This is a genomic window from Prochlorococcus marinus str. MIT 0917 (genome assembly GCF_027359575.1).
Taxonomy (GTDB): Bacteria; Cyanobacteriota; Cyanobacteriia; order PCC-6307; family Cyanobiaceae; genus Prochlorococcus_B; species Prochlorococcus_B marinus_D.
The window spans coordinates 1466386-1488663 of record NZ_CP114784.1 but is presented as its reverse complement, the minus strand read 5'-3'; the positions used below and the strand labels follow the sequence as shown (position 1 = coordinate 1488663).

The window sequence follows — 22278 nt, the reverse complement described above, 5'->3', positions numbered from 1 at the left end:
ATTAATTAACATCAAGGATCAACTCTTAATCCATATAAAATAGATTGATTAGCTCCTGTGATATTCTTCGGATTAACTTTTTTCTTTAAGAAGTTCCACCAAGATAAAGTGGCAAAAACTAGAGCTTCTCTATATTGTGATGGTATACCAATTTCGTGTATTGATCTAACATGTACTCCTTTACATTGCTTCTGCAGTTGCCTCATTAAAAATAAATTTCTAGTTCCACCTCCAGCAACCAAAAGCTCAATTAAACTTATATTTTTAAGCCTAAATAGATTATCTAAATCTTGAGAGACTATTGATGCAGTAAATGTAGTTAATGTTGATAGTAAATCTTCTTTTGAAATAACACCCAATTCCTTTTTTCTTTTTTTTAAATCTTGAAAACCGAATTGATCTCTACCAGTGGATCGTGGAGGTTCTAGATGAAAAAAAGGATCTCTCAACCACTTTTCGATGATTTTTAAGTTAGGTATCCCACAAGAAGCTAATGATCCATTCTCATCAAACATTAGAGATGAATTAGTACTTTCTTGAATAGCTAAATCAAGTAATGAGTTTGCCGGTCCACAATCCCAGCCTAAACATTCAGAAGTTTTATCAATTCCAGTTTTAGGTGGAATAATTGTGAGATTAGCAATGCCTCCAAGGTTGAGGATGCCTCTCCATCCATATATCCTTCCACATAGGGCTTCATCGACTAACGATACCAAAGGGGCACCATGACCACCTGAAGCAATATCCTTTGATCTAAAATCATAAATGACAATTTGATCTAAAATATTGGCAAGCAAAGGTCCTAAAAGAATTTGAAGACTTCCTCCTCTTTTAGATTTTTTTACACTTCTATGAAATAAAGTTTGGCCGTGACATCCAACAACCTCTGCAGTTGAATCTGGGTCACAACTCCTTGCCGCAAAAGCATTTAGTTCAGTAATTTCCTCAGCCAGCTCCAGCCAATCTTTGCTATTGATTTTTAATCCTTGACTTACTTGTATTATTTTTTCTCTAGTTGAGTAAGTATATTCATATGAATATGTATTTAAAATTTTCCATTTAGGCTTTGAAGGATCACCTTTAAAATCAACTAAAACTGCATCTATCCCATCAGCACTAGTACCACTCATCAAACCCAATACACGCATAGATTAGATTTGAGGCAGCTTTTGAAGATCTTCCATTGAACCCATAACTACGAGAACATGGTCTTTTTCTAAAATATATTTTGCTGGAGGATTAACCGTTAGTAATTGAGCAGGACCGGCCGCTAAAACGTTGACAAAATAATTTTTTCGTAGATTCAAATCTCGTAAGGAACGGCCTACAAATACCTCGGGCACTTTAATCTCATCAATACCTGTTTTATCATCTAGTTCTAATCTTTCTATTAAATTAGGTCTTACCAATTCCAAACCCAATCGTTCTCCTTGCATTCTTGAAGGGAATACAACCCGATCAGCACCAACCCTTTTCAACATTTTTTCATGCAAATCACTCGTTGCTCTAGCAATAACCTGCTTCACCAAACTTCCTTCTGTATCTTTTGCGATCAGAGTTGTCGTAATACTTGCTTCGATTGGCTCACTAATACCTACTACCACAGTCCCCATTTCTAGAACACCTGCCTCTTTCATAGATTCTTCATCCGTTGAGTCAACTACTCTCGCTTCAATTGTTGGCTCTAGTTGACGTAATTCCTCAATTGCCTTCTCTGAGAAATCAACAGCCAAAACATCAGCACCATTTCGCAATAACTCTCTACATACCGCACTTCCGAAACGGCCAATGCCAACTACAGCAAAGCCAAGTTTCTGGTTTGCTTTTAAGGGAGACCATTGCCACCAATCACTCATGATTTGTCCTCCTTAAACATAGAGATCCTCCCTCGGATAGCCAATTCGATTGCGATTTTGAAGCTTGCTTTTATTAAGAGCTTGCCATACAGCGCTCAAGAATAAAAGGATACCCAGTCTGCCAACAAACATTCCAATAATCAGAATTAATTGGCCTACATGTCCTAGCTTAGAGGTCACACCAAGATCGAAACCTACAGTTGCAAAAGCAGAAATACAAGTGAAAAGCATTTCTAGAAATGAAAAATTCTCTCCACTATTTAAACCATTGCTCAAACTTAATAATAGAGCCATGATTAATACAAATAAAAACGAACCCACAGTAATACCAACAGCTTTAAGAATTACTTTGTCAGATATCTGACGATTACGAATAATAATTTCATTTTGACCACGTAAAGTTGCTCTTGTGGCAGCCATTAATGCAGCAATAGTTGTCGTTTTAATTCCGCCTCCAGTACCACCTGGACTTGCCCCAATAAACATAAGAAAAATGATTAATAAAAGACCAGAGTCAGAGACACTCTCAATTGATATAGGTAAATTAGTAAAGCCTGCAGTTCGTGCACTAACAGAAGTAAATAAAGCTGTTAAAACGCGATCATCAAAATTAATTGACGAAAAGAAACTACCTCTAGCTATAGATTCAGTAAAAATCAATCCGAAAAATCCCAAAGAAATTAATATGAAAGATGATCTAATTACTAGACGTGTATGAAGACTTAAATTTCTTAATTTTAAAGATCTACGGTTTATCCAAATATCATTTGTTACTCTCCAACCAAAACCACCTAATATAATCAAACTAATTATAATAAAATTTACTACCCAATTGCTTCTATAAGCTTGTAAACTGTCTGACCATAAACTGAAACCAGCATTATTATAAGCAGAAATGCTATGAAAAATTGATGCCCAAACCCGCTCCCTTGAACTAGTTATATTATTGAAACCAAAAAAATATAAATTAATAGCACCAAGAAGAATAAGAATAGATGCTGTAATCGCAATCCCTCGAAAAGTTCTTCCCACGCCACCAACTCCAAATTCATCAAGAGTTTTTCCTCTATCTAGGCGTGTTTTCAATTCTGTACCGCTAACAATAAAGCCCTGTAAAAATGTAGTGATAGCCATTAAACCAAGGCCCCCAGTTAATAACATAATCGCTAAAATTACTTGCCCAAAAAATGTCAAATCTATTCCTATATCAATAATAGATAATCCAGTAACTGTGACAGCAGAAGTTGCCGTAAATAATGCCTCCCACAAACCTACATTTTCATTAGAACATAAAGGCGTAGCTAATAATAATGTTCCAAAAGTAATCACAAGTAAACCCGTTACCACTGTGAACTGTGGAACCGTAAGTCTTCTGTAAGTTTCTTGCCTAATACTCACTTTTTTCACAATAGATAGAGACTAATTCTGAAAAGATGAAATAATCAAAATCAAATTGGAACCTTGAATTTCCTTCTAAATTAATGATCATATACAACATATTTAAGAAATACCATAGTTTAACAAAATCAACCCAGGGACAAGAAACGTCATCAAGATAGTCAAACCGGCTCCATATCTAGTGACATCTAAGAATCGATAACGCCCAGGGCCAAATACCATAAGGTTTGTCTGATAACCCATAGGAGTAAGAAAAGATTGACTAGCACCAAAAAGCACTGTTATCAATAAAGCCAAAGGAGGTAGGCCCATACTTGGCGCCAATTGAACAGCAATTGGCGCCAAAAGAGCTACTGAAGCAGCGTTACTGACAAATTGAGTAAATATTGTAGTAGAGAGAAAAATTACTAGTAAGGCAGAATAAGTAGATAAGTCTTGCAATATAAAAATTAAAATCTTCGCAAAAGCATCAGCAAGACCAGTATTTTGCATTGCGACACTAAAACTAGAAAGAGATCCAAGCAAAAGAATGACATCAAGTCGAATTGATCTTTGAACCTCTGCGGGCCTTAAGCATCCACCCCAAACCATCCCAATTACAGCCAATAAAACCGAAGCCACCAAAGGCAAGTCAGTAAGTGAAGGAAGAATCAACATAGCAATGGCTATACCAATTGCTATCGGTTTTCTTGTAACAGTTGGTAGATCATTATCAAATTGATCTAAAACGAGAAGGTCATTATTATCTTGCAATCCTCTAATTGAATCTCTGGGTGCTTGAAGAAGTAATACATCACCTTCTCTTAAAATTGCTTGGCCCAATCTTTCTTGAACAGTTTGCTGCCCTCGTCTTAAAGCTAAAACAGTTGCATTATGCCTTTGCCTAAAACGTAGTTCTCGCAAACTCGCGCCAGCCAAGGTTGAGCCGGCTGGCAGAAGAACCTCTACAGTTTGCTGGCCTTCATCAGTATTGAATAGAAAAAAAGTCTTTTCAGTATTTAAATTTTTAGTTAATTGAACTGTATGTTCTTGGCTTAAACGCAAAAGATCTGAGCGTGTAATTCTTATCAATAAGCGATCTTTAGATTGAATTATTCGATCAGCTAGAGGTGGTAAAAATCTCTCATTCTCTCGCTGTATTTCTAAAACATCGACATCAAATCTTCTTTGCAAGCGACTATTTCTCAGGGAATTACCAACCAATTCAGAACCAGAAGGAATTGTGACTTCGGTAAAATAGCCAGTTTGATCCGAACTACCTCCATACTCTGAACTAATTCTCCCTCTATCAGGTAGTAGAGATTGCGGAGCTAACAACATATAAACAGTCCCAAATAACCATATAGGTATACCTATTGCAGTAAAAGTAAAAAGATCAAAAGGTCCATAGCCAAGTTGATCGCTAATATCGCTCACTAACAAATTTACTGAACTCCCCAAAAGAGTTAACGTGCCACCTAAGACCGTCGCGAAAGATAGAGGCAACAAAACACGTGAAGGAGATAATTTTCGCTTTACACACCAAGCCTCTATTACGGGTAAAAGAGATGCTACCACTGGAGTATTAGGAACAACGCCTGAAACAGGAGCAACAACCAATCCAAGTAAAGCTATTAACCTACGCGGAGTTCGAATACTTTCAGAAGCAATTAACTCTCTTAAACGATCAAGAGCTCCACTTTTAAAAAGTGCAGCAGAAACTGCAAATAAACCCATCAATGTAATCAAAGCAGGGCTTCCAAAACCAGCCAATGCTTTTTGGGGAGAAAGAACTCCTGTTGCCATTAACAATGCAACACTCAAGAGTCCAGTCAGTTCAGGAGCCAGAGCACTACTTACGAATAAACAAACTGCACTAACTAACACTGCCAAAGTTATGACAGCTTTTGGATTCTCAAAAACAGTTAATATCTCGTTCATATTATTTAATTAATAACCTTTCCAACTGACTCTGTCCAAGTATTAATTTTAAGACTACTGCGTAAAGTAGCTAAGGAGATTATGAAAATAAACGGTTAATTATTTTTTTACTAAATAGCCATGAACCAGAGGATTTAAACGATAGAAGAAACCCTGGCATTCTCATTAGATATGCAAAACGTCTAATTTCAAATGCAATGGGTCCTGCCAAGGTAATTCCATATCCAGTAATAGATGCATTACCAATGCCAAGACTCAACATTTCTCCAAGATCTTCATATTGAAATGGTTGAAGTTCATTGCCCCTTCTCAACGAAATAATATTTTGAGCCACTAAAGAACCTTGCTGCATAGCAACTTGAGCAGAAGAGGGGAAGGGCGCTTTATCAAAATATGTGATGTCTCCAAGGAAAAAAATATTTTGATATTCATCCATTTGCATAAATTCATTTACTTTAATCTTCTGATTTTCATTCAAAAAATGATGTACAAATTTTGAGTTATAAGGCTTTAAACCAGCAGTCCACAACAAAGTGGAATAATCAATTTTAATATAATTATTTTTTTCATTATCAGTTTTGGAAAGTTCTAAAAAAGTTTTATCAACAGATTTTATATAGCAGTCTAGATAAACTCTAATATTTCTATTACTTATTGCATCGATTGCTTTTTCTCTATTAAATGATTTGCAATTAGGTAAAATTTGATCTCCTTTATCAACTAAATATATTTCAATCCGATCTTTTATCAAATCAGAAATCTTACATGCAAGCTCGACACCAGTTGGACCGGCTCCAGCAATAACTATAGGATTAATATATTCAGAAGAATTATTTATTTTAGCTATTAAATTTCTAATTGTTCGAAAGTCATTTAAATTAGAAAAGCCACAAGCATAGTATTGTAAATTATCTAGCAAAGAATAATCAGTTGTAACTCCTGTGCTAATAACAAGCTGAGAATAAGGTATTTCAATCTCAGATGAAGTAATTAACTTTTGTTCTATTTCATCAATCTCAACGACACATTCTTGTAAAAAAATAAATCCTAATTCTGAAGCCAAATCAGAATACTGAGGTGCAACCTCCCATAATTGAAGCTCGCCGCTTAGTAACTCATAGAGCAATGGCTTAAAAAGAAATCTATTGCCTTCATCAATCAAAATAACTGAAGTTCCATCTGACTTGGCTAACAAAGCTTGAACAGTAGCCAGTCCTCCAAAACCACCACCTACAACAACTATTGGGTCAGATTTCAAATTTTTCAAGTCCATAGGGACTAGATTTAAGATGATTTAAAAGACCTTAAACAAACTTTGACCTATTCGGCATTGAATTCTCAAATATGCAGAAAGAATCCCAAGACAATTACACCAGTGATTTGAGAGAATCAACTAACTTAGCTAAACCTGGTCTGGTGAAATCGATTGATGAAACAAGCAAATATCTTGAAAAACTGACTGCTCAAGATCAACTTCAATGGGCCCATGAGAAATTTAATCAGAAATTTGTTTTAACGACCAGTTTTGGAATCCAATCTGCTGTTTTACTTCATATGACAGTGGCTTTAAAATCTAAAACAAAACCAAAGATAATTTGGATAGATACTGGTTATCTACCTCAAGAAACTTATAACTATGCAGAAGAACTAACAAAGCTTTTTGAATTAGATTTAATAGTGGCCCAAAGCCCTATATCTCCTGCAAGGATGGAAGCATTGTATGGAAAACTTTGGGAAACTGGCGAACCAAGAGATTTAAACAAATATCACCAAATACGAAAAATTGAACCTTTAGAGAATGTCTTGTCAGAACTAGGAGCTCTTTGTTGGGCTAGCGGAGTGCGCAGAGGTCAAACAAAAAACAGAGAATCTATGTCTCATATTGATTACATCAGAGAACGTTTAACACTACGACCTCTTTTAAACTGGACTAAAAAAGATATTTTCTATTACATGAAAAATAATGATTTACCTCAACACCCTTTATTTGAAAAAGGATATTCTACTGTTGGAGATTGGCATTCAAGCGTAGCAGAAAATAATAATTCCAAAGGGAGATCAACAAGATTTGGAGGGGTCAGTGAAGAGTGTGGGATTCATGTTGATGACAATAGTTTTTTGGGAGATGGAATTTAGCTGGTGTTTTTAGAAAAAAATTACTTAATGATTGGGAATACCAGATGGCATTGGGCAAAAAAGATCCAAGAAGATTGGAAATATTTTCATACCACTCCTAATCCAATCGAATTTAAAGATAAAAATTATTTTGAATTATCTTGGGCTTCAGTAGGTCCCATACCTGAGAATCTTAAATTATGCCCTTCAAAAAAAATAGATTTAGATGATGTTCCGCTCGTCAATCTTCCATCTAATTTAGGGATTGATAGAGCTCTGGCTTCATGGAGTGCTTATAAAAAGCAATCATCTTTAAAAAGCAAAGAACAAGACTTAATTGTTATAGATGCAGGGACAATCATGAGCGTCACAAAAATAACAAAAAAAGGAGAGTTCGCTGGAGGGCAGTTAATTTCTGGATTAAGACTTCAATTATCCTCTATGGCAAATGGTTCATTAAATTTAGAGAATCCAATCATCAAGAAAATCCCAATAGAGACATTTCAACATGATACGAAAAATGCAATGATCAGAGGGGCAATAAATGGCTTATTAGGATTAATCTTAAATATTTATGAGGAGACAAAATTACCGATATGGATCTGCGGGGGTGATGCACCAATCATATTAAATGAACTTAAACACACAAATATTGATATCAATTATTGTCCTAATCTAGTTCTAGAAGGAATGATTGATGTAGACCAAGCAATTAATTCAATTTAAGATCATTTAAAATCTGATTAGCCATATTTGCTGATTTTACTTTTAAATATATTAATTCTATTTTACCATCTTTATCAATAACGAAAGTATGTCTCATCATTCCATAATATTCTTTACCCATAAATTTCTTCAAGCCATAACTTTCATATGATGTCGCAACGGGACATGGCTCACTATCAGTTAAAAGTATAAAAGGTAACTTATGTTTATCAATGAATTTCATATGCGATTTTGAGGGATCCTTGCTAATACCTAAAACTTGAATATTGTTTGATTTAAAAAGCCCCCAATTATCTCGAAAGCTGCAAGCTTCCTTAGTGCAGCCAGGAGTATCATCTTTTGGATAAAAATAAATTACGACTCTCGATCCTTTGAATGATGAGAGCCTGGTATCAACACTATCTTGATTAGGGAGAGTGAAATCTGGTGCAGAATCGCCTATACAGAGAGTCATGATTACAACTCAAATAAACAATAAAAGCGTACTAGGCCTTTGGCTTTTTTTGATGCCATCGAAACTTTTACCAATAAGTAGCGAAGAAAAAAAATGGGTTCAAAAATTAACACCAAGTAGAGGTTTGACTTATCACTTTTCTAGAGGCTGTCTCAGACATGTCATGTCCAGCATGACGGGCTTAGAACCTCTTGATATACCTCTTCAAGCCAATCCAGGGGAGCAACCTTCTTTAGCTGGAGGATTAGGTTATATCAGCATGAGTCACTGTTCGAATGCTTTATTAATAGGATGGTCATCAGTAAAAATTGGAGTCGATATAGAAAGAAAAAATAGACAGTTTAAAGCTCATAAATTGTCAAAACGTTTTTTCAGTCAATATGAGAATTGCGAAATAGAAAATTTAACGCCAAATCAAGCTCAAGAACTAGTACTAAAAAGATGGGTAATAAAAGAAGCCGCGATCAAATGGCATAGTGGAAAAATAGCGACTAATATAAATCAATGGATTTGGGAAAATACATCATCCTTTGCGTATCATAAAAAGCTTGGATACAAAGTAAAAGTTTATGCACAAAATCATGATCAATGGATTTATGCAATTGCATTAGATGGAGATTCAGTAATACCTAAACCAATCATTTGCCTTAATTAATTCTTATTTTTAGCAAGCAACTTAGTATGTATAAGCTTTTGTTTTATAGTCCTGCCATCCAAGCTTTCAAATAATTTTTTTAATCGATTCAATTGATCTTCATCACAATTTTTTAGAATAATTCCTCGATATTCACTTCCTTGACTAAGCCACCTTTTAATTATAGAGCTATCAACTTTTTGATATACAAACTCAATCCATTCTTCACAAGAAATTTTCCAGCCTAATTTTTCTAATTGTAAAATAAATTTTTCTTTATGCTCTTGGTTGTTTAACCAATTCTCTTCTTTACAAATTAAATCATTCAATAATGAACAATCAGTATTTTTATTATTGCTATTTACTTCTAAGCTTTCCTTTAAAGAAAGGGCAGGGCCAGAACACGGGTTACTTATAATCAAACTTAATTCTGTATCCGCTGTACATTTCTCAGTAAGAATGGGCCACAATTTAGAAAAATTTGTTTCAGAAAAAACTCTCCAAGGGATCCTTCCTCCAATTACCTCAAACTTGAGATTTTCTTCTAATTTTTTAATTGATTCAACTTTTGAATCAATTAAAAGTGGGCGCTCCATTGGAGCCAAACAGTCTAATTCAGCTAATAACCTAGAATGATTTTCTTCTAATACAGCAATAACGACACCACCTTCAGATGTCTCTCTTAAAGGCTTTAAAGACCAAAGCAAAGAACTAGGTGTTAAGACTAAAACCCTATGATTTATCTTCCAATTAATACCTGACCATAATTTAGTCATCAAATTTTTTAATCTTTCCCCCTCTTGCAAAGTTTGACGAGATAACCATTTCTCCAAATCATTATCAACTTTTCTAGATGTAATAGTTAAAGGATTTTGCTGCTCAAGCTCAACTAATGAAGCTAACTGTTCAGATCTTCTCTCATTCAAAAGAGATCGTCTTTGCCCCTCCCATCCATGTTCTGTTGGCTCCCAAAAAATCTCATTTAGCAAACTATCTGGCAAATACTGCTGTGGAACCCAATTTTGTGAAAATGAATGTGGATACCGATAACCCATACCATCTCCAAAAGCTTCTTGATCTCGATTTGCATCTTTAAGATGAGATGGAACATTTTGATTGTCGGAATCTTTAACTTTCTGAACTGCTTTAAAAATAGCCTTCACACTATTGCTTTTCTCAGTTGAAGCCAAGTACAAGGTTGCCTGAGCCAGTGGGTAAATACCCTCTGGCAAACCTATTCGATCAAAAGCCGCGGCGCATGCCTCAACTATGACAATTGCATTGGGATCAGCAAGACCAATATCTTCTCCTGCAGCGATGAGCATACGTCTAAAAATGAATCGTGGATTTTCTCCAGCCTCCAACATTCGAGCAAGCCAAAACAATGCCGCATCAGGATCCGAACCTCTTAATGACTTAATAAAAGCGCTAATCGTATCAAAATGAGCATCACCTTTTTTGTCGTATAAAACCGCTCGTTCTTGAATTGAATCCTCAGCAATCTTGAGATCAATACTGATTGAACTATCTTGATTAGCGATAGTGCTCTCTACAGCAAGTTCAAGTGCATTAAGCAGAACTCGTGCATCGCCATTACAAACATCAACCAAATGATCCTCAGCTTCACTAGCTAAATTTATTAATTTCAACCCATAACCCCTTTCCTTATCGCTCAAAGCTCGTTTTAACAATTGATGTAATGCCTGTGAATTAAGGCTATTTAATCGAAATAATCTAGATCTGCTTACCAAAGCTTTATTTACTTCAAAATATGGATTTTCCGTAGTTGCCCCAATCAGGGTCAAAGTTCCATTCTCAACCCAAGGCAATAAGGCATCTTGTTGAGCAGTATTAAATCTATGAACCTCATCAATAAATAAAATCGTGCGTTTACCATATTTATTTAATCTTTCGATTGCAGATTCAATCTCAGATCTCAAATCCTTGATGCCAGCCAAGGCAGCATTTACGACACTAAAGTGAGATAGTGTATTTGAGGCGATAATCCTAGCCAAAGTAGTCTTACCAACTCCAGGTGGTCCATAAAGCAATAAATTCCCTACTTTGTCAGCAACAATTGAACGTCTCAATAAACGCCCTTGAGCAAGAATATGATCTTGACCAACAAATTCTTCAAGGGTTTGAGGCCGTAAGCGATCAGCTAAAGGAGCATTTTTCTGTATTAGCTGTTCACCATTCAAAGCAAACAGATCTTTTGCCAAAGCTAATAAAAAACATTGTTATTACTCTAAAAGCAAAAAAAAACTTATAAAGTTGTTTTGATGATTTCCAATTGGAAGTTTTTAAACTAAGTAATAACTGAAGGAGCGAACATGCCTGTTCGTTGTGAAATCTCAGCTAAAGAGTCAATGCTTTTAATCAAAGGATCCAAGGCTAACTGAGGATCTTGACTGATATCACCATCGCTTGGAACAAAGCTTTCAAAGTAAACTCTTAACGTAGCTCCTTGAGTGCCAGTACCAGAAAGTCTAACTAACACTCTACTACCATCATCTAATAAAATTCTCAAACCCTGATTAAGAGTAATTGAACCATCAACTGGATCTGTGTAGCTAAAATCATCAGCATTTTTAACTGTCCTACCAGCAAAAGATTGATCTTTCAAAGTGGGAAGCATATTGCTCAATCTGGAATAAAGAGAATTTGCAACTTCAGATGGAATAGATTCATAGTCATGGCGAGAATAATAATGACGACCAAAAAATAGCCAATGATCTCTCATTATCTCAGAAACAGACTTTTTCTTGGTCGCAAGTATCTGTAACCAAAAGAGAACAGCCCATAATCCATCTTTCTCTCTTACATGATCACTTCCAGTCCCAAAGCTCTCCTCTCCACAAAGAGTAATTTGATTAGCGTCCAAAAGATTGCCAAAGAATTTCCATCCAGTAGGAGTTTCAAAGCAATTTATTCCTAAATGTTTTGCAACAACATCTACAGCGGAGCTCGTAGGCATGGAACGAGCGACACCCGATAAACCTTTGGCATATCCTGGCACGCAATCATAATTAGCAGCCAAAATTGCAAGGCTATCACTAGGATTTACAAAGCAACCACGTCCTAAAATCATATTTCTATCGCCATCCCCATCACATGCTGCTCCGAAGGAAAATAAATTCCCTTTTAAAAGCAAATCAGCAAGATCTTTGGCATAAGTCAAATTTGGATCAGGATGAAGACCTCCAAAATCTTCCAAAGGTATTCCATTCCTTACTGTTTCTGCATTAGCTCCTAAATGATCAACAAAAAGACGCTTTGCATATGGCCCCGTAACAGCATTTAATGCATCAAAAACGATCGGAAAATCTTTGTTGATATAGGAACTAATCAAATCAAAATCAAATATTTTTTTCATTAAATCTAAGTAATCTTCTATTCCATCAATAATCTCGACAACCATTGAAGCTAGTTTATATTTCCCAGATGAGTAAGAATTATTTGATTGACATTTTATGATCTTATATTCTTGAAGATTCTTGGAGTAATTGTAAATTTTATCAGTTAAAGATTCGGAAGCAGGACCACCATTTGATCCATTTAGCTTGACGCCAAAATCACCTTCAAGTCCTCCTGGATTATGACTAGCAGATAAAATAATCCCACCTATTGCTTTATTAAGTCGAATCAAATTAGAAGCCGCAGGGGTCGACAAAATCCCATCTACAGTTGTTATAACTTTTTGAATTCCATGTGCAGCTGCCATTCGAATAATAATATCAATCGCTCTTTTGTTGCCATATCTACCATCACCTCCAACAACCAAAACACCACCAGGCACCCCAGGCAGGGAACACAAGATTGATTCAATAAAACTCTCAAGGTAGTGAGTCTCTTCGAACTGCAAAGTACTTTTTCTTAATCCAGAAGTACCTGGTTTCTGATCAGTAAAAGATGAGTTTAACTTAACTGTAAGTTGGCTAAATTCTGTAGAAAACACTTTGAGAATAAATTAGTGAATGATATAACAAATGAATCGAGAATGAAATGGCAACACTTTGAATTCAGTGAGGCATTTCAGAAGTACGAAGCATTGCGATAAACCAAAGAGTACTTAATATCAACGCACTTAAAACACCAGGACCAAGTCCTAAACGCTCAATCGTAGTAGGAATTAATAAAGGAAAAGCAATAGCGCCTACTAATGGAGTAAAAGCAACAATTAAGCGAGCCATTAATTAAGTGGGGATTAAATTTAAAACCATTCTGATTCAGCTTTTGAATTTGGATTAGTATTATCAACTGGAGTAACTCTTTCGAATTTCATTGTTATATTCCTTGAATCAACCCCATCTTTATCTATCGCTTTAATTGAATAGTTCTGAATACCATCTCTGAATGGGACTTGCAATCTAAAGGTTCCATCATTTGCTAATGGAACCTCTTCATCTTCGATAAATAATTTAGCCGAGGGGTCAGTAGCTCCATACACAATTAATTCAGCATCAGCAACTAGCCAAAAAGAACGTGGTTGAGGAACCCCTCCAATACCAGATTCATTCAAGCCACTAGCCCAAAGGCCACTACCAGATTCATTGTTTGAATTTATATCTCCTGGAAAACCCTCTTGGAATTCTTCTGAACCAACTCTTCGAGTCCTAAATTTTGTGGTCGCTGATTGATACAACCGCTCATGTAAACCACTATCTGGTTGTTCTGATGCAGAACTTTCTATCTTAGAATCAGAAGAGGTAACTGGGGCTTCCAAGCTAAAAGGAACAAATTGATCAAGAATTTGTTCACTTGGATGAAGTGAGGGTACTTTGGCTGAAGATGAATGAGCAAGTGACATCCATGTGTGACCAATTCGATAACCGAGTTCAACCTTATAATCTCTTCCACCTAAAGGAATAGGTAAGTACCACTCGGTACTATGACTATCAACAACAACTTCTTGAAGAGTTCCCGGATTAGCTTCTCCATTATTTTTATTGGTTACATCAGCTAAACGCAAACACAACCGAATAGCTCCTTCATTTTGAGCATTAGAACGATCAGCATCTGATATTTCCCAAAAGACATATGCCCACTCGGGATCACGAGGAAGAAAAACGACTTTTGTCTCTGAAGAACTGGAGAATGTAGTTTCGCTGGATGATTGGGCTTTACTATTTATCAACTGTTTTTCTAATTCCTTTTTCTCTTCGTATAGCAAAACACCCTTAACTAAATCAGCCTTTGATTTTCTACTATAAAGGGGAATACCTAATTCACTAGCCTTAATACGAAGCTGACGAAGTGTTAAACGTGACAGGGATTCTTGATCAAAAGTCACGCCCATAAACCTCCATTTTTTTTTTGGGATCAGTCCGATAAGTATGTGATGAAATGTGCTCTTCTCGTTAGTGTGGTCAGCATCTACTGACTCCCAGAAGAGATCAAAATTTGGTATCTGCCGCTGAAAAGCATTGCTATAACTAACAAATATGAGTTCATTACCAATCCAAGAATTTCCAACAAAAAAATAATTTCAAAGTCAATGAAAAAAAATAAATCCGAATTTTGAAATTTTCGAAGACTTTTTTCTTTGGGATCAACCTCGTAAATAAAGTTTTCTCATCCATAGCCAAAAACGATTTCAAGTCTCATATGCATCGATTAAATTTCTCAAGGTCAAATCCAATGGAGCAACTTTTAAATCATTTGACAAGCTTTCCAGCTGGATAGCTGCTCCAGAAAATTGCTCGAACATTACCTGCACAAACTCGTCATCTTCCATCATGATGGGATTCTTCAAGCACCATTCAAGCCATTCTTCCTTCACAGGGATTAAACCTCTTGGATTATCCTTACTCATGGATTTAAAACATTGCAAGCAATGTGCAAGCATTCTTAAATGATGCTTTTCACTAGCTGAAAGGTTAGTTAAGCCAATCAAATTTATATCATCTTTACTCAAGGGACTATTTTGAAAATTATCGTTCAAAGTCGATTCCATGATCTGGCAGCGGTAGCATCTCTTATGTTTAAAGTTTAAAAGAATATTTATCTTTAAATAGGTTTTATCTTATTTTTTCCACTTATAAAGAAGGGAAAGATATTCATTCATTAACTATTACAAGTCCAAAAAAGGAATTGACAAATGAAATCAACAGTATCAATGGGGATTTACATAACTATTTGTATACATTAGAAAATCTTTTACGAATTAAAAAAAGATTAAGAGTTTATTCCTGCACAATTAGAACTGGAAACGGTTGTAAGCATTTTGACTTATGCTTGTGGGAGATTAAAACTACTTTTATAAAACTGGGTTTTCCCCCTTGATTTGACTTAGAATGATATTTGAGATCCAACTATCAAAACACTCTGATCAAATGATGAGCCCCAGATGTCATAATTAAAGATTATCTTGGATCTTAAAAGCCAAACTTTTCATAAATAAAAAACTACTACGACTTTATTTAATCAAAATAAAATGACCCAATCTAATACTGTCGAAGAAATTGTTTCACAACCTTATAAATACGGTTTTATAACTGAAATTGAAACTGAAAAAATCCCAAAAGGATTGAATGAAGATGTTATTAGGTTAATTTCCGCCAAAAAAAATGAACCAGGTTTTTTATTAAAATTTCGTTTAAGAGCTTACGAACAATGGTTGAAAATGAAAGAACCTGACTGGTCTGGCTTAACTTATTCCAAAGTAGATTATCAAGATCTAGTTTATTATGCAGCCCCTAAACAAGACATAAAGAAGAAGAGTTTAGATGAAGTTGATCCTAAATTACTTGAAACTTTTGAAAAGCTTGGAATACCACTTAGTGAGCAAAAAAGATTATCTAATGTAGCCGTAGATGCTGTATTTGACAGTGTTTCCATAGCGACAACATACAAGGAAAAACTAGCTGAACATGGAGTAATATTCTGCTCTATTAGTGAAGCGATTAGCGAATATCCAGATCTCGTTGAAAAATATATGGGTAGTGTTGTTCCTATCAATGATAACTTTTTTGCAGCCCTAAATTCTGCAGTTTTCAGTGACGGTTCTTTTGTTTACATACCCAAAGGTGTCGTATGTCCTATGGAATTATCATCTTATTTTAGAATAAATTCAGGCGACACTGGTCAATTCGAACGAACTTTAATTATCGCAGAAGATTCTTCCTCCGTTAGTTATCTAGAGGGCTGTACAGCGCCTATGTTTGATACCAATACACTTCATGCTGCTGTTGTTGAGCTTGTCGCACTCGATAATGCATCTATTAAATATTCAACCGTGCAAAATTGGTATGCAGGCAATGAGGAGGGGGTTGGAGGAATATATAACTTCGTCACAAAAAGAGGGGAATGTAGAGGGAAGAAAAGCAAAATAAGCTGGTCTCAAGTCGAAACAGGATCTGCAATTACATGGAAATACCCAAGTTGCGTATTACAAGGAGACAATTCCATTGGTGAGTTTTATTCAATTGCACTCACTAATAATTGTCAGAAAGCAGATACTGGGACAAAAATGATTCACATAGGCAAAAACACAAAATCAAAAATCGTAAGTAAAGGAATCAGTGCTGGAAAATCAAAGAATAGCTATCGAGGTCTTGTATCCATAAGCCCAAATGCTGAGGGCTCTCGAAATTACAGTCAATGTGACTCCATGTTAATAGGTGACAAAGCCAGTGCAAATACATACCCATATATTCAATCCAAACAACCTCAATCAAATATCGAACATGAAGCTAGTACTTGTAGGATTTCAGAAGATCAACTTTTTTACTTACAAAGTAGAGGAATTGATTTCGAGGAATCAGTTTCAATGTTAGTCAGTGGATTTTGTAGTGATGTTTTCAATGAATTACCTATGGAGTTTGCATCTGAGGCTGATAAACTTTTAGCTTTAAAATTAGAGGGTTCGGTTGGATAAAAATAAATGAAAACCATACATTTGCTCTCTACAACTCTCTCCCTAATTTAGTGATCTCATCAACTTCAGAAACAATATTATCTATTGAAGATCTGCATGCAAGTGTTGAGGATCAAGAGATACTTCATGGAGTCAATCTGTTAGTAAAAGCAGGAGAAATCCATGCGATCATGGGTCGCAATGGGAGCGGAAAAAGTACACTTTCAAAAGTTATAGCCGGTCACCCATCTTACAAAGTTTTATCGGGATCTATACAATTTAAAGGTAAGGATATTCTTGAGCTCGAACCTGAAGAACGAGCAAGAATTGGCATTTTCCTTGGTTTTCAATACCCAGTAGAAATTCCTGGTGTTAGTAATCTCGAGTTCTTAAGAGTTGCCACCAATTCAAGAAGAAAAGAATTACTTAAAAGTGAATTAGATACTTTTGAATTCGAAGATCTAGTAAAAGAAAGATTGAAAATAGTTGAAATGGATCAAGCCTTTCTACAAAGAAGCGTAAATGAAGGTTTTTCTGGAGGAGAGAAAAAACGCAACGAGATTCTTCAAATGGCTCTTCTTGAACCGGTAATATCAATACTCGATGAAACTGACTCAGGACTTGATATTGATGCTCTGAGAATTGTTGCATCTGGGATAAATAGACTCTCTCAACCAAATTCCGCAACTATTTTAATCACCCATTATCAAAGACTGCTCAATGAAATTACTCCGGACTTTGTACACATAATGGCTGATGGAAAGATAATAAAAACTGGCAACAAAGAACTAGCCATTGACCTTGAGAAATCAGGATATGAATTTATTGACAAAAATACCAAAGAGAAGGAAATGGCAAAATGAAATCATCAACTCTTTGCCACGATTGGCTTGACTCTCTTCCTACAACTGAGGGCTATTTAAAAAACGAACAATCAATAGGACGAGAATTTCTCTTAGAGAAAGGGATGCCTTCTAAGAAAGATGAAGCATGGCGATTATCCAACTTCAACAAGTTAAATAATTTTTTGTCTTTACCAATAATTATCGATAGAAAAGATATTAAATATAAATCAAAATCTATCTTTCCAGCAAAGGATGAAAACAGAGAAAGAATTATAATTAATCCTAATAAAAATAATCTTTTAAATATTAATCTACCTAATGGAATTGAGAAGCTAAACAACAGAGAAATTGAAGATAATCTTGGCAAAATAGTAAAGTCAACTAATATAAAAAATGACATTTCGGTATCTCTTAATCAGGCCTCAAGCATAGAGCTTCTTGCTTTAAAAGTTAAACGTAATTTCAATCAATCATTAGAAATAGTAATTCCATCAATAGAGGGAAAGTCAGTCTCAACTAGAATCTTACTCCTGATAGAGGAGGGGGCAAAATTAGATCTTTTACAAATTTTCAAAGGTAATAATAATTCAGCACAAAATCATCTAATCGAAATAAAACTAGAGTCTAACGTAGATTTCACTCATGGGTTAATTTCTTTGGGTGAAGAAAAAGAATCCTCCTCAATTTGTACTTTGGCCGTAGAACAATCAGCAAATAGCAAATACTCTCTTCATTCAATTCATCATGGTTGGGATTATGCCCGATTTGAACCAAGAATAATTCAAAGTGAAGGAGAAGCTTCAACAATTATCAAAGGGCTTCAAGTCACTAAATCAAAAGAGCAAATATCCACACACTCTTTAATTAGATTTGAAGGTCCAAATGGAAAGCTAGATCAATTACAAAAAGCCGTGGCTTCTGAATATTCCCATTGCATTTTTAATGGTTCGATTGAAGTTCCTCAAAAAGCACAAAAAACAGAAGCTGCCCAGCTAAGTAGAAATTTATTACTTTCCAAGCGCGCCAGAATAGATACAAAACCAGAGCTTGAAATAGTTGCTGATGATGTTAGGTGTACTCATGGAGCAACTGTAAGCCAACTCCAAGATGAGGAATTATTTTATTTACTTAGTAGAGGTATTGATAATAAACATGCTAATTCTTTGTTATTACAAGGATATTATGATGAAGTAATTTCACACTTTCCTAAAAGTGCTGGAAAATGGGATTTTATTGAAAAGTTAATACAAGATATAAAAAAGTGAACCATTTAATAAAAAAGATTGCTGAGAAAAGTAGAAGTGATTTCCCACTATTTAATGGAAATAATAATAATTTAATCTATTTAGATCATGCAGCTACTAGTCAAAAGCCACAAGAAGTTATAGATTCTTTAAAAGAATACTATAGCTTTCAAAACGCTAACGTTCATAGAGGTGCTCATCAGTTGAGTGCAATCGCAACAGAAAAATTTGAAAATTCAAGAAAGTTAACAGCAAATTTTATTAATAGTAATAATGAAAAAGAGATTGTTTTCACGAGGAATGCTACTGAAGCTATCAACCTTGTAGCTTATACATGGGGCAATTATGAACTTCAGGAAAACGACGAGATTTTAATAAGTTTAATGGAGCATCATAGCAATATCGTCCCTTGGCAGTTAATAGCCAACACAAAAAAGTGCAAATTAATTTATATCAATATTGATAAAAATGGAGAACTAGATCTTGATGACTTTAGAAAAAAATTGAGTGATAAAACTAAAATAGTTAGTCTTGTTCATGTCAGTAATACACTAGGTTGTTGTAATCCTATCGAGGAAATTTCAGACCTTGCACATCAAAAAGGTAGCTTAGTCCTTTTAGATGCTTGCCAAAGTCTTGCTCATAAGCCGGTAGATATTCAAAAACTTGGTATTGATTTTCTAGCAGGATCTTCTCATAAACTTTGCGGTCCTACTGGAATAGGTTTTTTATGGGGTAGAGAAGAAATTTTAAAAAAAATTCCTCCTTTCCTTGGTGGAGGAGAGATGATTAATGAAGTTTTTAAGGATAACAGCACTTGGGCAGACTTACCACATAAATTCGAGGCGGGCACCCCAGCTATTGGGGAGGCAATCGGTATGGGAACCGCAATTAATTATTTACAATCAATTGGATTAAACGAAATCCATAATTACGAGAAAGAATTAACACAATATCTTTTTGAGAAATTAGAGGAGATAGATGATTTAAAGATTCTTGGTCCCAGCCCTTTAATCCAGCCTGATAGAGGACCTTTAGCAACTTTTTATATAAAAGGTATTCACTCTAATGATGTTGCTGAGTTACTTGATAACAGCAATATTTGCATAAGGAGTGGTCATCATTGCTGCCAACCACTTCACCGTTTCTATGGAATAAAAAACACAGCCAGAGCAAGCTTGAGCTTTACATCAACTCCATCCGAAATTGATTATCTTGCAGAAGAATTAAAATCAGTAATTTCTTTTTTAAAGAAAAACTCTTAAATATCTAGATATTGTCTAAAAAAAGCCTCAGTTTTTTTTAATACATCAACTTTTATTTTGCCGTCTTTAAATCCATGACCTTCGTTCTCAAACAAATTTATTTGAACTGGAATTCCACGTTTTAATAATTCATCTTTGATTGCAATAGATTGATCAGAAGATATAACTTTATCTTTTAATCCATGAAATAAAATTAATGGCATATTGATATAATTAACATGTTCAATTGGCGATCTTTTAGCATATTTTTCATAATCAGTTTCTATATTGCCTATTAAATAATCTAAATAAAATTCTTCAAATCTATGCGTTGAATTAGCCATGCCTATCAAATCAGTTACAGCATATTTACATGCTCCGATACTAAAAATATCAGTAGACATTAAGCAACCTAAAGCGGTAAAACCAGATGCGCTACTCCCTACAATTGCTATGCGATCCTTATCAGCCTTCCCAGATGCAATCAATGACTGAGCTGCTTTAGTGCAATCCAAAACATCGATTACTCCCCAATTGCCTCTCAATCGATCTCTATATTGACGACCAAAACCAGAAGAGCCTCCATAATTAACATCTACAACGGCCCAACCTCTTGATGTCCAAAATTGCACCTCAAGATCCAATCCACAACGAGCCATACCTGTAGGTCCGCTATGACTTTTCACCAACAAAGGAGGTAATGATATTTGTCTATTAAGAGGTGGGTAATACCAAGCATGTACATTCTCTTCATTCGATCCGATAAACCAAAAAGATTCGCCAAGACTTATTTCCGTTGGATCCAAGCTAAATGAAGAGGCAGGAGTATGTTCCCAAATTTCATCCAATAAATCTATTTCAAAAATACCTTCAGTAATTTTTGAACTACTGGCAATTGCAACAAGTCGATTTTGATGCGAATGAAGACCTGAGAACTCAATAAAAGGCTGATCAAAAGTCTTGATCGATCCATTTTCGTGAAATAAAGCTAAAGTCCAAATTCCTTCTTGAGCAAAAGCCCCAACGACATTAGCCCCCACACATGAAAAGCTAGACATCCCAAGGAGCCATTGTGGGAAAGCAATGTCACCCTTAATAGTCCATTGATTCTGAGAAATAGTAATTGAATTATTATTAATGTCAGTTTTAATCTGTGTTATATTCCACCAGCCACTACTATCTTCAGCAACAAAAAGATCACCTTTACAGGACCAAATGGGATTAAAAAATGATACTTTTTCGGTACATTTTAAATATTGATTATTAAAATTTACTATATTGATAATATTTACATTCTCATCTAATTTAGCTAATTTTAATTCATTTAAATCCCATGGCATTGAAGTATTTTCCCACTCAACCCATGCCAATTTTCTATCTTTAGAATTTAGGGCAAGATAACCTAATAATCCCTGAGATGAATAAATAATTTTTGGATATTGATCAGTTTTTTTTAGAGAAAAAGAAACTATATGATCTCCTTCTTCATCTTCCATCAATCCAATCCAAATATTTTTTTCAAGATCAATTACGCCACCTGCAAGAAAATAATTATTTTTTTTTGTAAGACAAATTGATTGTATTTTAGGGATGAATTGAAAAGAAGAAGATTTTTCATTTTCTCCCTCATAAGACCAAGTTCTGATCCATAAGCAGTTGTCTTTATTGTCTACCCAAGTCAATATCAGATCTGATCCATCGAGAGTAGCTGTTAAAGGAGCTCCACCATATCCATGTATTTTTGTCCTTAAATCGCATGGATAAGGTGTTAACTCTTGAGGTAATACGTCTGTTTGTCCCCAAGGTCTAATTAAAGCTGTAGTTCTTCCCTTTTCGTTTGGTCTTTGTTCTAACCATAAAACCCAATTACCTATTATTCGAGGCTCTTTAAATATTGGAGCTTCTCCATAAACTTTTTCAGCATCCAAGATTCTCATTGTTTTGTTCTTTATTGATGTTGAGAGTCAATGATTAATTCACTCAT

19 protein-coding genes are annotated in these 22278 nt (G+C 35.1%); 7 read left to right on the top strand and 12 right to left on the bottom strand.

The genetic code is table 11. From position 1 onward, the window contains the following. Positions 1-11: 11 nt before the first annotated feature. From O5637_RS08285 to O5637_RS08265, 5 genes are all read right to left on the bottom strand, one after another. Positions 12-1148 (bottom strand): anhydro-N-acetylmuramic acid kinase, encoded by a 1137-nt coding sequence (locus tag O5637_RS08285; protein WP_269604129.1) that lies wholly within the window; start codon positions 1146-1148, stop codon positions 12-14. Positions 1149-1151: 3 nt separating this feature from the next. Continuing rightward, a complete protein-coding gene (locus O5637_RS08280) occupies positions 1152-1856 on the bottom strand; it encodes a potassium channel family protein (protein ID WP_269604127.1) in 705 nt (234 codons plus the stop codon). Positions 1857-1868: 12 nt separating this feature from the next. Continuing rightward, positions 1869-3254, bottom strand: a complete 1386-nt coding sequence (locus O5637_RS08275; RefSeq protein ID WP_269606957.1) for a TrkH family potassium uptake protein — start codon at positions 3252-3254, stop codon at positions 1869-1871. Positions 3255-3356: 102 nt separating this feature from the next. After that, complete coding sequence (locus O5637_RS08270; RefSeq protein ID WP_269604125.1) at positions 3357-5174, bottom strand: SLC13 family permease; 1818 nt, start codon at positions 5172-5174, stop codon at positions 3357-3359. Between the two features lie 79 nt (positions 5175-5253). Further along, a complete protein-coding gene (locus O5637_RS08265) occupies positions 5254-6447 on the bottom strand; it encodes an NAD(P)/FAD-dependent oxidoreductase (protein WP_269604123.1) in 1194 nt (397 codons plus the stop codon). Between the two features lie 71 nt (positions 6448-6518). On the opposite strand from O5637_RS08265, the gene O5637_RS08260 reads away from it, so the two are divergent. Both O5637_RS08260 and O5637_RS08255 read left to right on the top strand, forming a co-directional pair. Further along, positions 6519-7310: a phosphoadenylyl-sulfate reductase gene (locus O5637_RS08260; RefSeq protein WP_269604121.1), complete on the top strand. Its 792-nt coding sequence runs from the start codon at positions 6519-6521 to the stop codon at positions 7308-7310. Between the two features lie 27 nt (positions 7311-7337). Then, positions 7338-8015 carry a type III pantothenate kinase gene (locus O5637_RS08255; RefSeq protein WP_269604119.1) on the top strand — a complete coding sequence of 226 codons (678 nt, stop codon included), beginning with the start codon at positions 7338-7340 and terminating at the stop codon, positions 8013-8015. On the opposite strand, the gene bcp is transcribed toward O5637_RS08255, so the two are convergent. After that, positions 8002-8469 carry a thioredoxin-dependent thiol peroxidase gene (gene bcp / locus O5637_RS08250; RefSeq protein ID WP_269604118.1) on the bottom strand — a complete coding sequence of 156 codons (468 nt, stop codon included), beginning with the start codon at positions 8467-8469 and terminating at the stop codon, positions 8002-8004. The genes O5637_RS08255 and bcp overlap by 14 nt on opposite strands. On the opposite strand from bcp, the gene O5637_RS08245 reads away from it, so the two are divergent. Beyond that, positions 8468-9124, top strand: a complete 657-nt coding sequence (locus tag O5637_RS08245; RefSeq protein WP_269604117.1) for a 4'-phosphopantetheinyl transferase family protein — start codon at positions 8468-8470, stop codon at positions 9122-9124. The two genes, bcp and O5637_RS08245, sit on opposite strands and share 2 nt — an antisense overlap. Here O5637_RS08245 and O5637_RS08240 read toward each other — a convergent pair. From O5637_RS08240 to O5637_RS08220, 5 genes are all read right to left on the bottom strand, one after another. Beyond that, positions 9121-11325: an AAA family ATPase gene (locus O5637_RS08240; protein WP_269604116.1), complete on the bottom strand. Its 2205-nt coding sequence runs from the start codon at positions 11323-11325 to the stop codon at positions 9121-9123. The genes O5637_RS08245 and O5637_RS08240 overlap by 4 nt on opposite strands. A gap of 86 nt (positions 11326-11411) precedes the next feature. Next, the gene (locus tag O5637_RS08235) at positions 11412-13061 is read right to left on the bottom strand and encodes an alpha-D-glucose phosphate-specific phosphoglucomutase (protein ID WP_269604115.1); all 1650 of its coding nucleotides are present in this window, start codon (positions 13059-13061) and stop codon (positions 11412-11414) included. A 64-nt stretch (positions 13062-13125) separates the two neighbouring features. Continuing rightward, entirely contained in the window at positions 13126-13296 is a 171-nt protein-coding gene (locus O5637_RS08230; protein ID WP_269604113.1) for a hypothetical protein, read from the bottom strand. 20 nt (positions 13297-13316) lie between these two features. After that, positions 13317-14396: a DUF4912 domain-containing protein gene (locus O5637_RS08225; RefSeq protein WP_420063733.1), complete on the bottom strand. Its 1080-nt coding sequence runs from the start codon at positions 14394-14396 to the stop codon at positions 13317-13319. 303 nt (positions 14397-14699) lie between these two features. Beyond that, complete coding sequence (locus O5637_RS08220; RefSeq protein WP_269604110.1) at positions 14700-15059, bottom strand: hypothetical protein; 360 nt, start codon at positions 15057-15059, stop codon at positions 14700-14702. Between the two features lie 480 nt (positions 15060-15539). Between O5637_RS08220 and sufB the strand changes: the two genes are divergently transcribed. The 4 genes from sufB to O5637_RS08200 are packed head-to-tail and all read left to right on the top strand — an operon-like array spanning position 15540 to position 20315. Then, positions 15540-16982, top strand: a complete 1443-nt coding sequence (gene sufB / locus O5637_RS08215; RefSeq protein WP_269604108.1) for a Fe-S cluster assembly protein SufB — start codon at positions 15540-15542, stop codon at positions 16980-16982. Positions 16983-17032: 50 nt separating this feature from the next. Continuing rightward, a complete protein-coding gene (gene sufC / locus O5637_RS08210) occupies positions 17033-17824 on the top strand; it encodes a Fe-S cluster assembly ATPase SufC (protein WP_269604107.1) in 792 nt (263 codons plus the stop codon). Beyond that, entirely contained in the window at positions 17821-19071 is a 1251-nt protein-coding gene (sufD, locus tag O5637_RS08205) for a Fe-S cluster assembly protein SufD (RefSeq protein ID WP_269604105.1), read from the top strand. The genes sufC and sufD overlap by 4 nt, the downstream gene beginning before the upstream one ends. Continuing rightward, positions 19068-20315 (top strand): aminotransferase class V-fold PLP-dependent enzyme, encoded by a 1248-nt coding sequence (locus tag O5637_RS08200; RefSeq protein ID WP_269604103.1) that lies wholly within the window; start codon positions 19068-19070, stop codon positions 20313-20315. The genes sufD and O5637_RS08200 overlap by 4 nt, the downstream gene beginning before the upstream one ends. Here the strand turns inward: O5637_RS08200 and O5637_RS08195 are convergent. After that, positions 20312-22231 carry an alpha/beta hydrolase family protein gene (locus O5637_RS08195; RefSeq protein WP_269604102.1) on the bottom strand — a complete coding sequence of 640 codons (1920 nt, stop codon included), beginning with the start codon at positions 22229-22231 and terminating at the stop codon, positions 20312-20314. The genes O5637_RS08200 and O5637_RS08195 overlap by 4 nt on opposite strands. Positions 22232-22278: the final 47 nt, after the last annotated feature.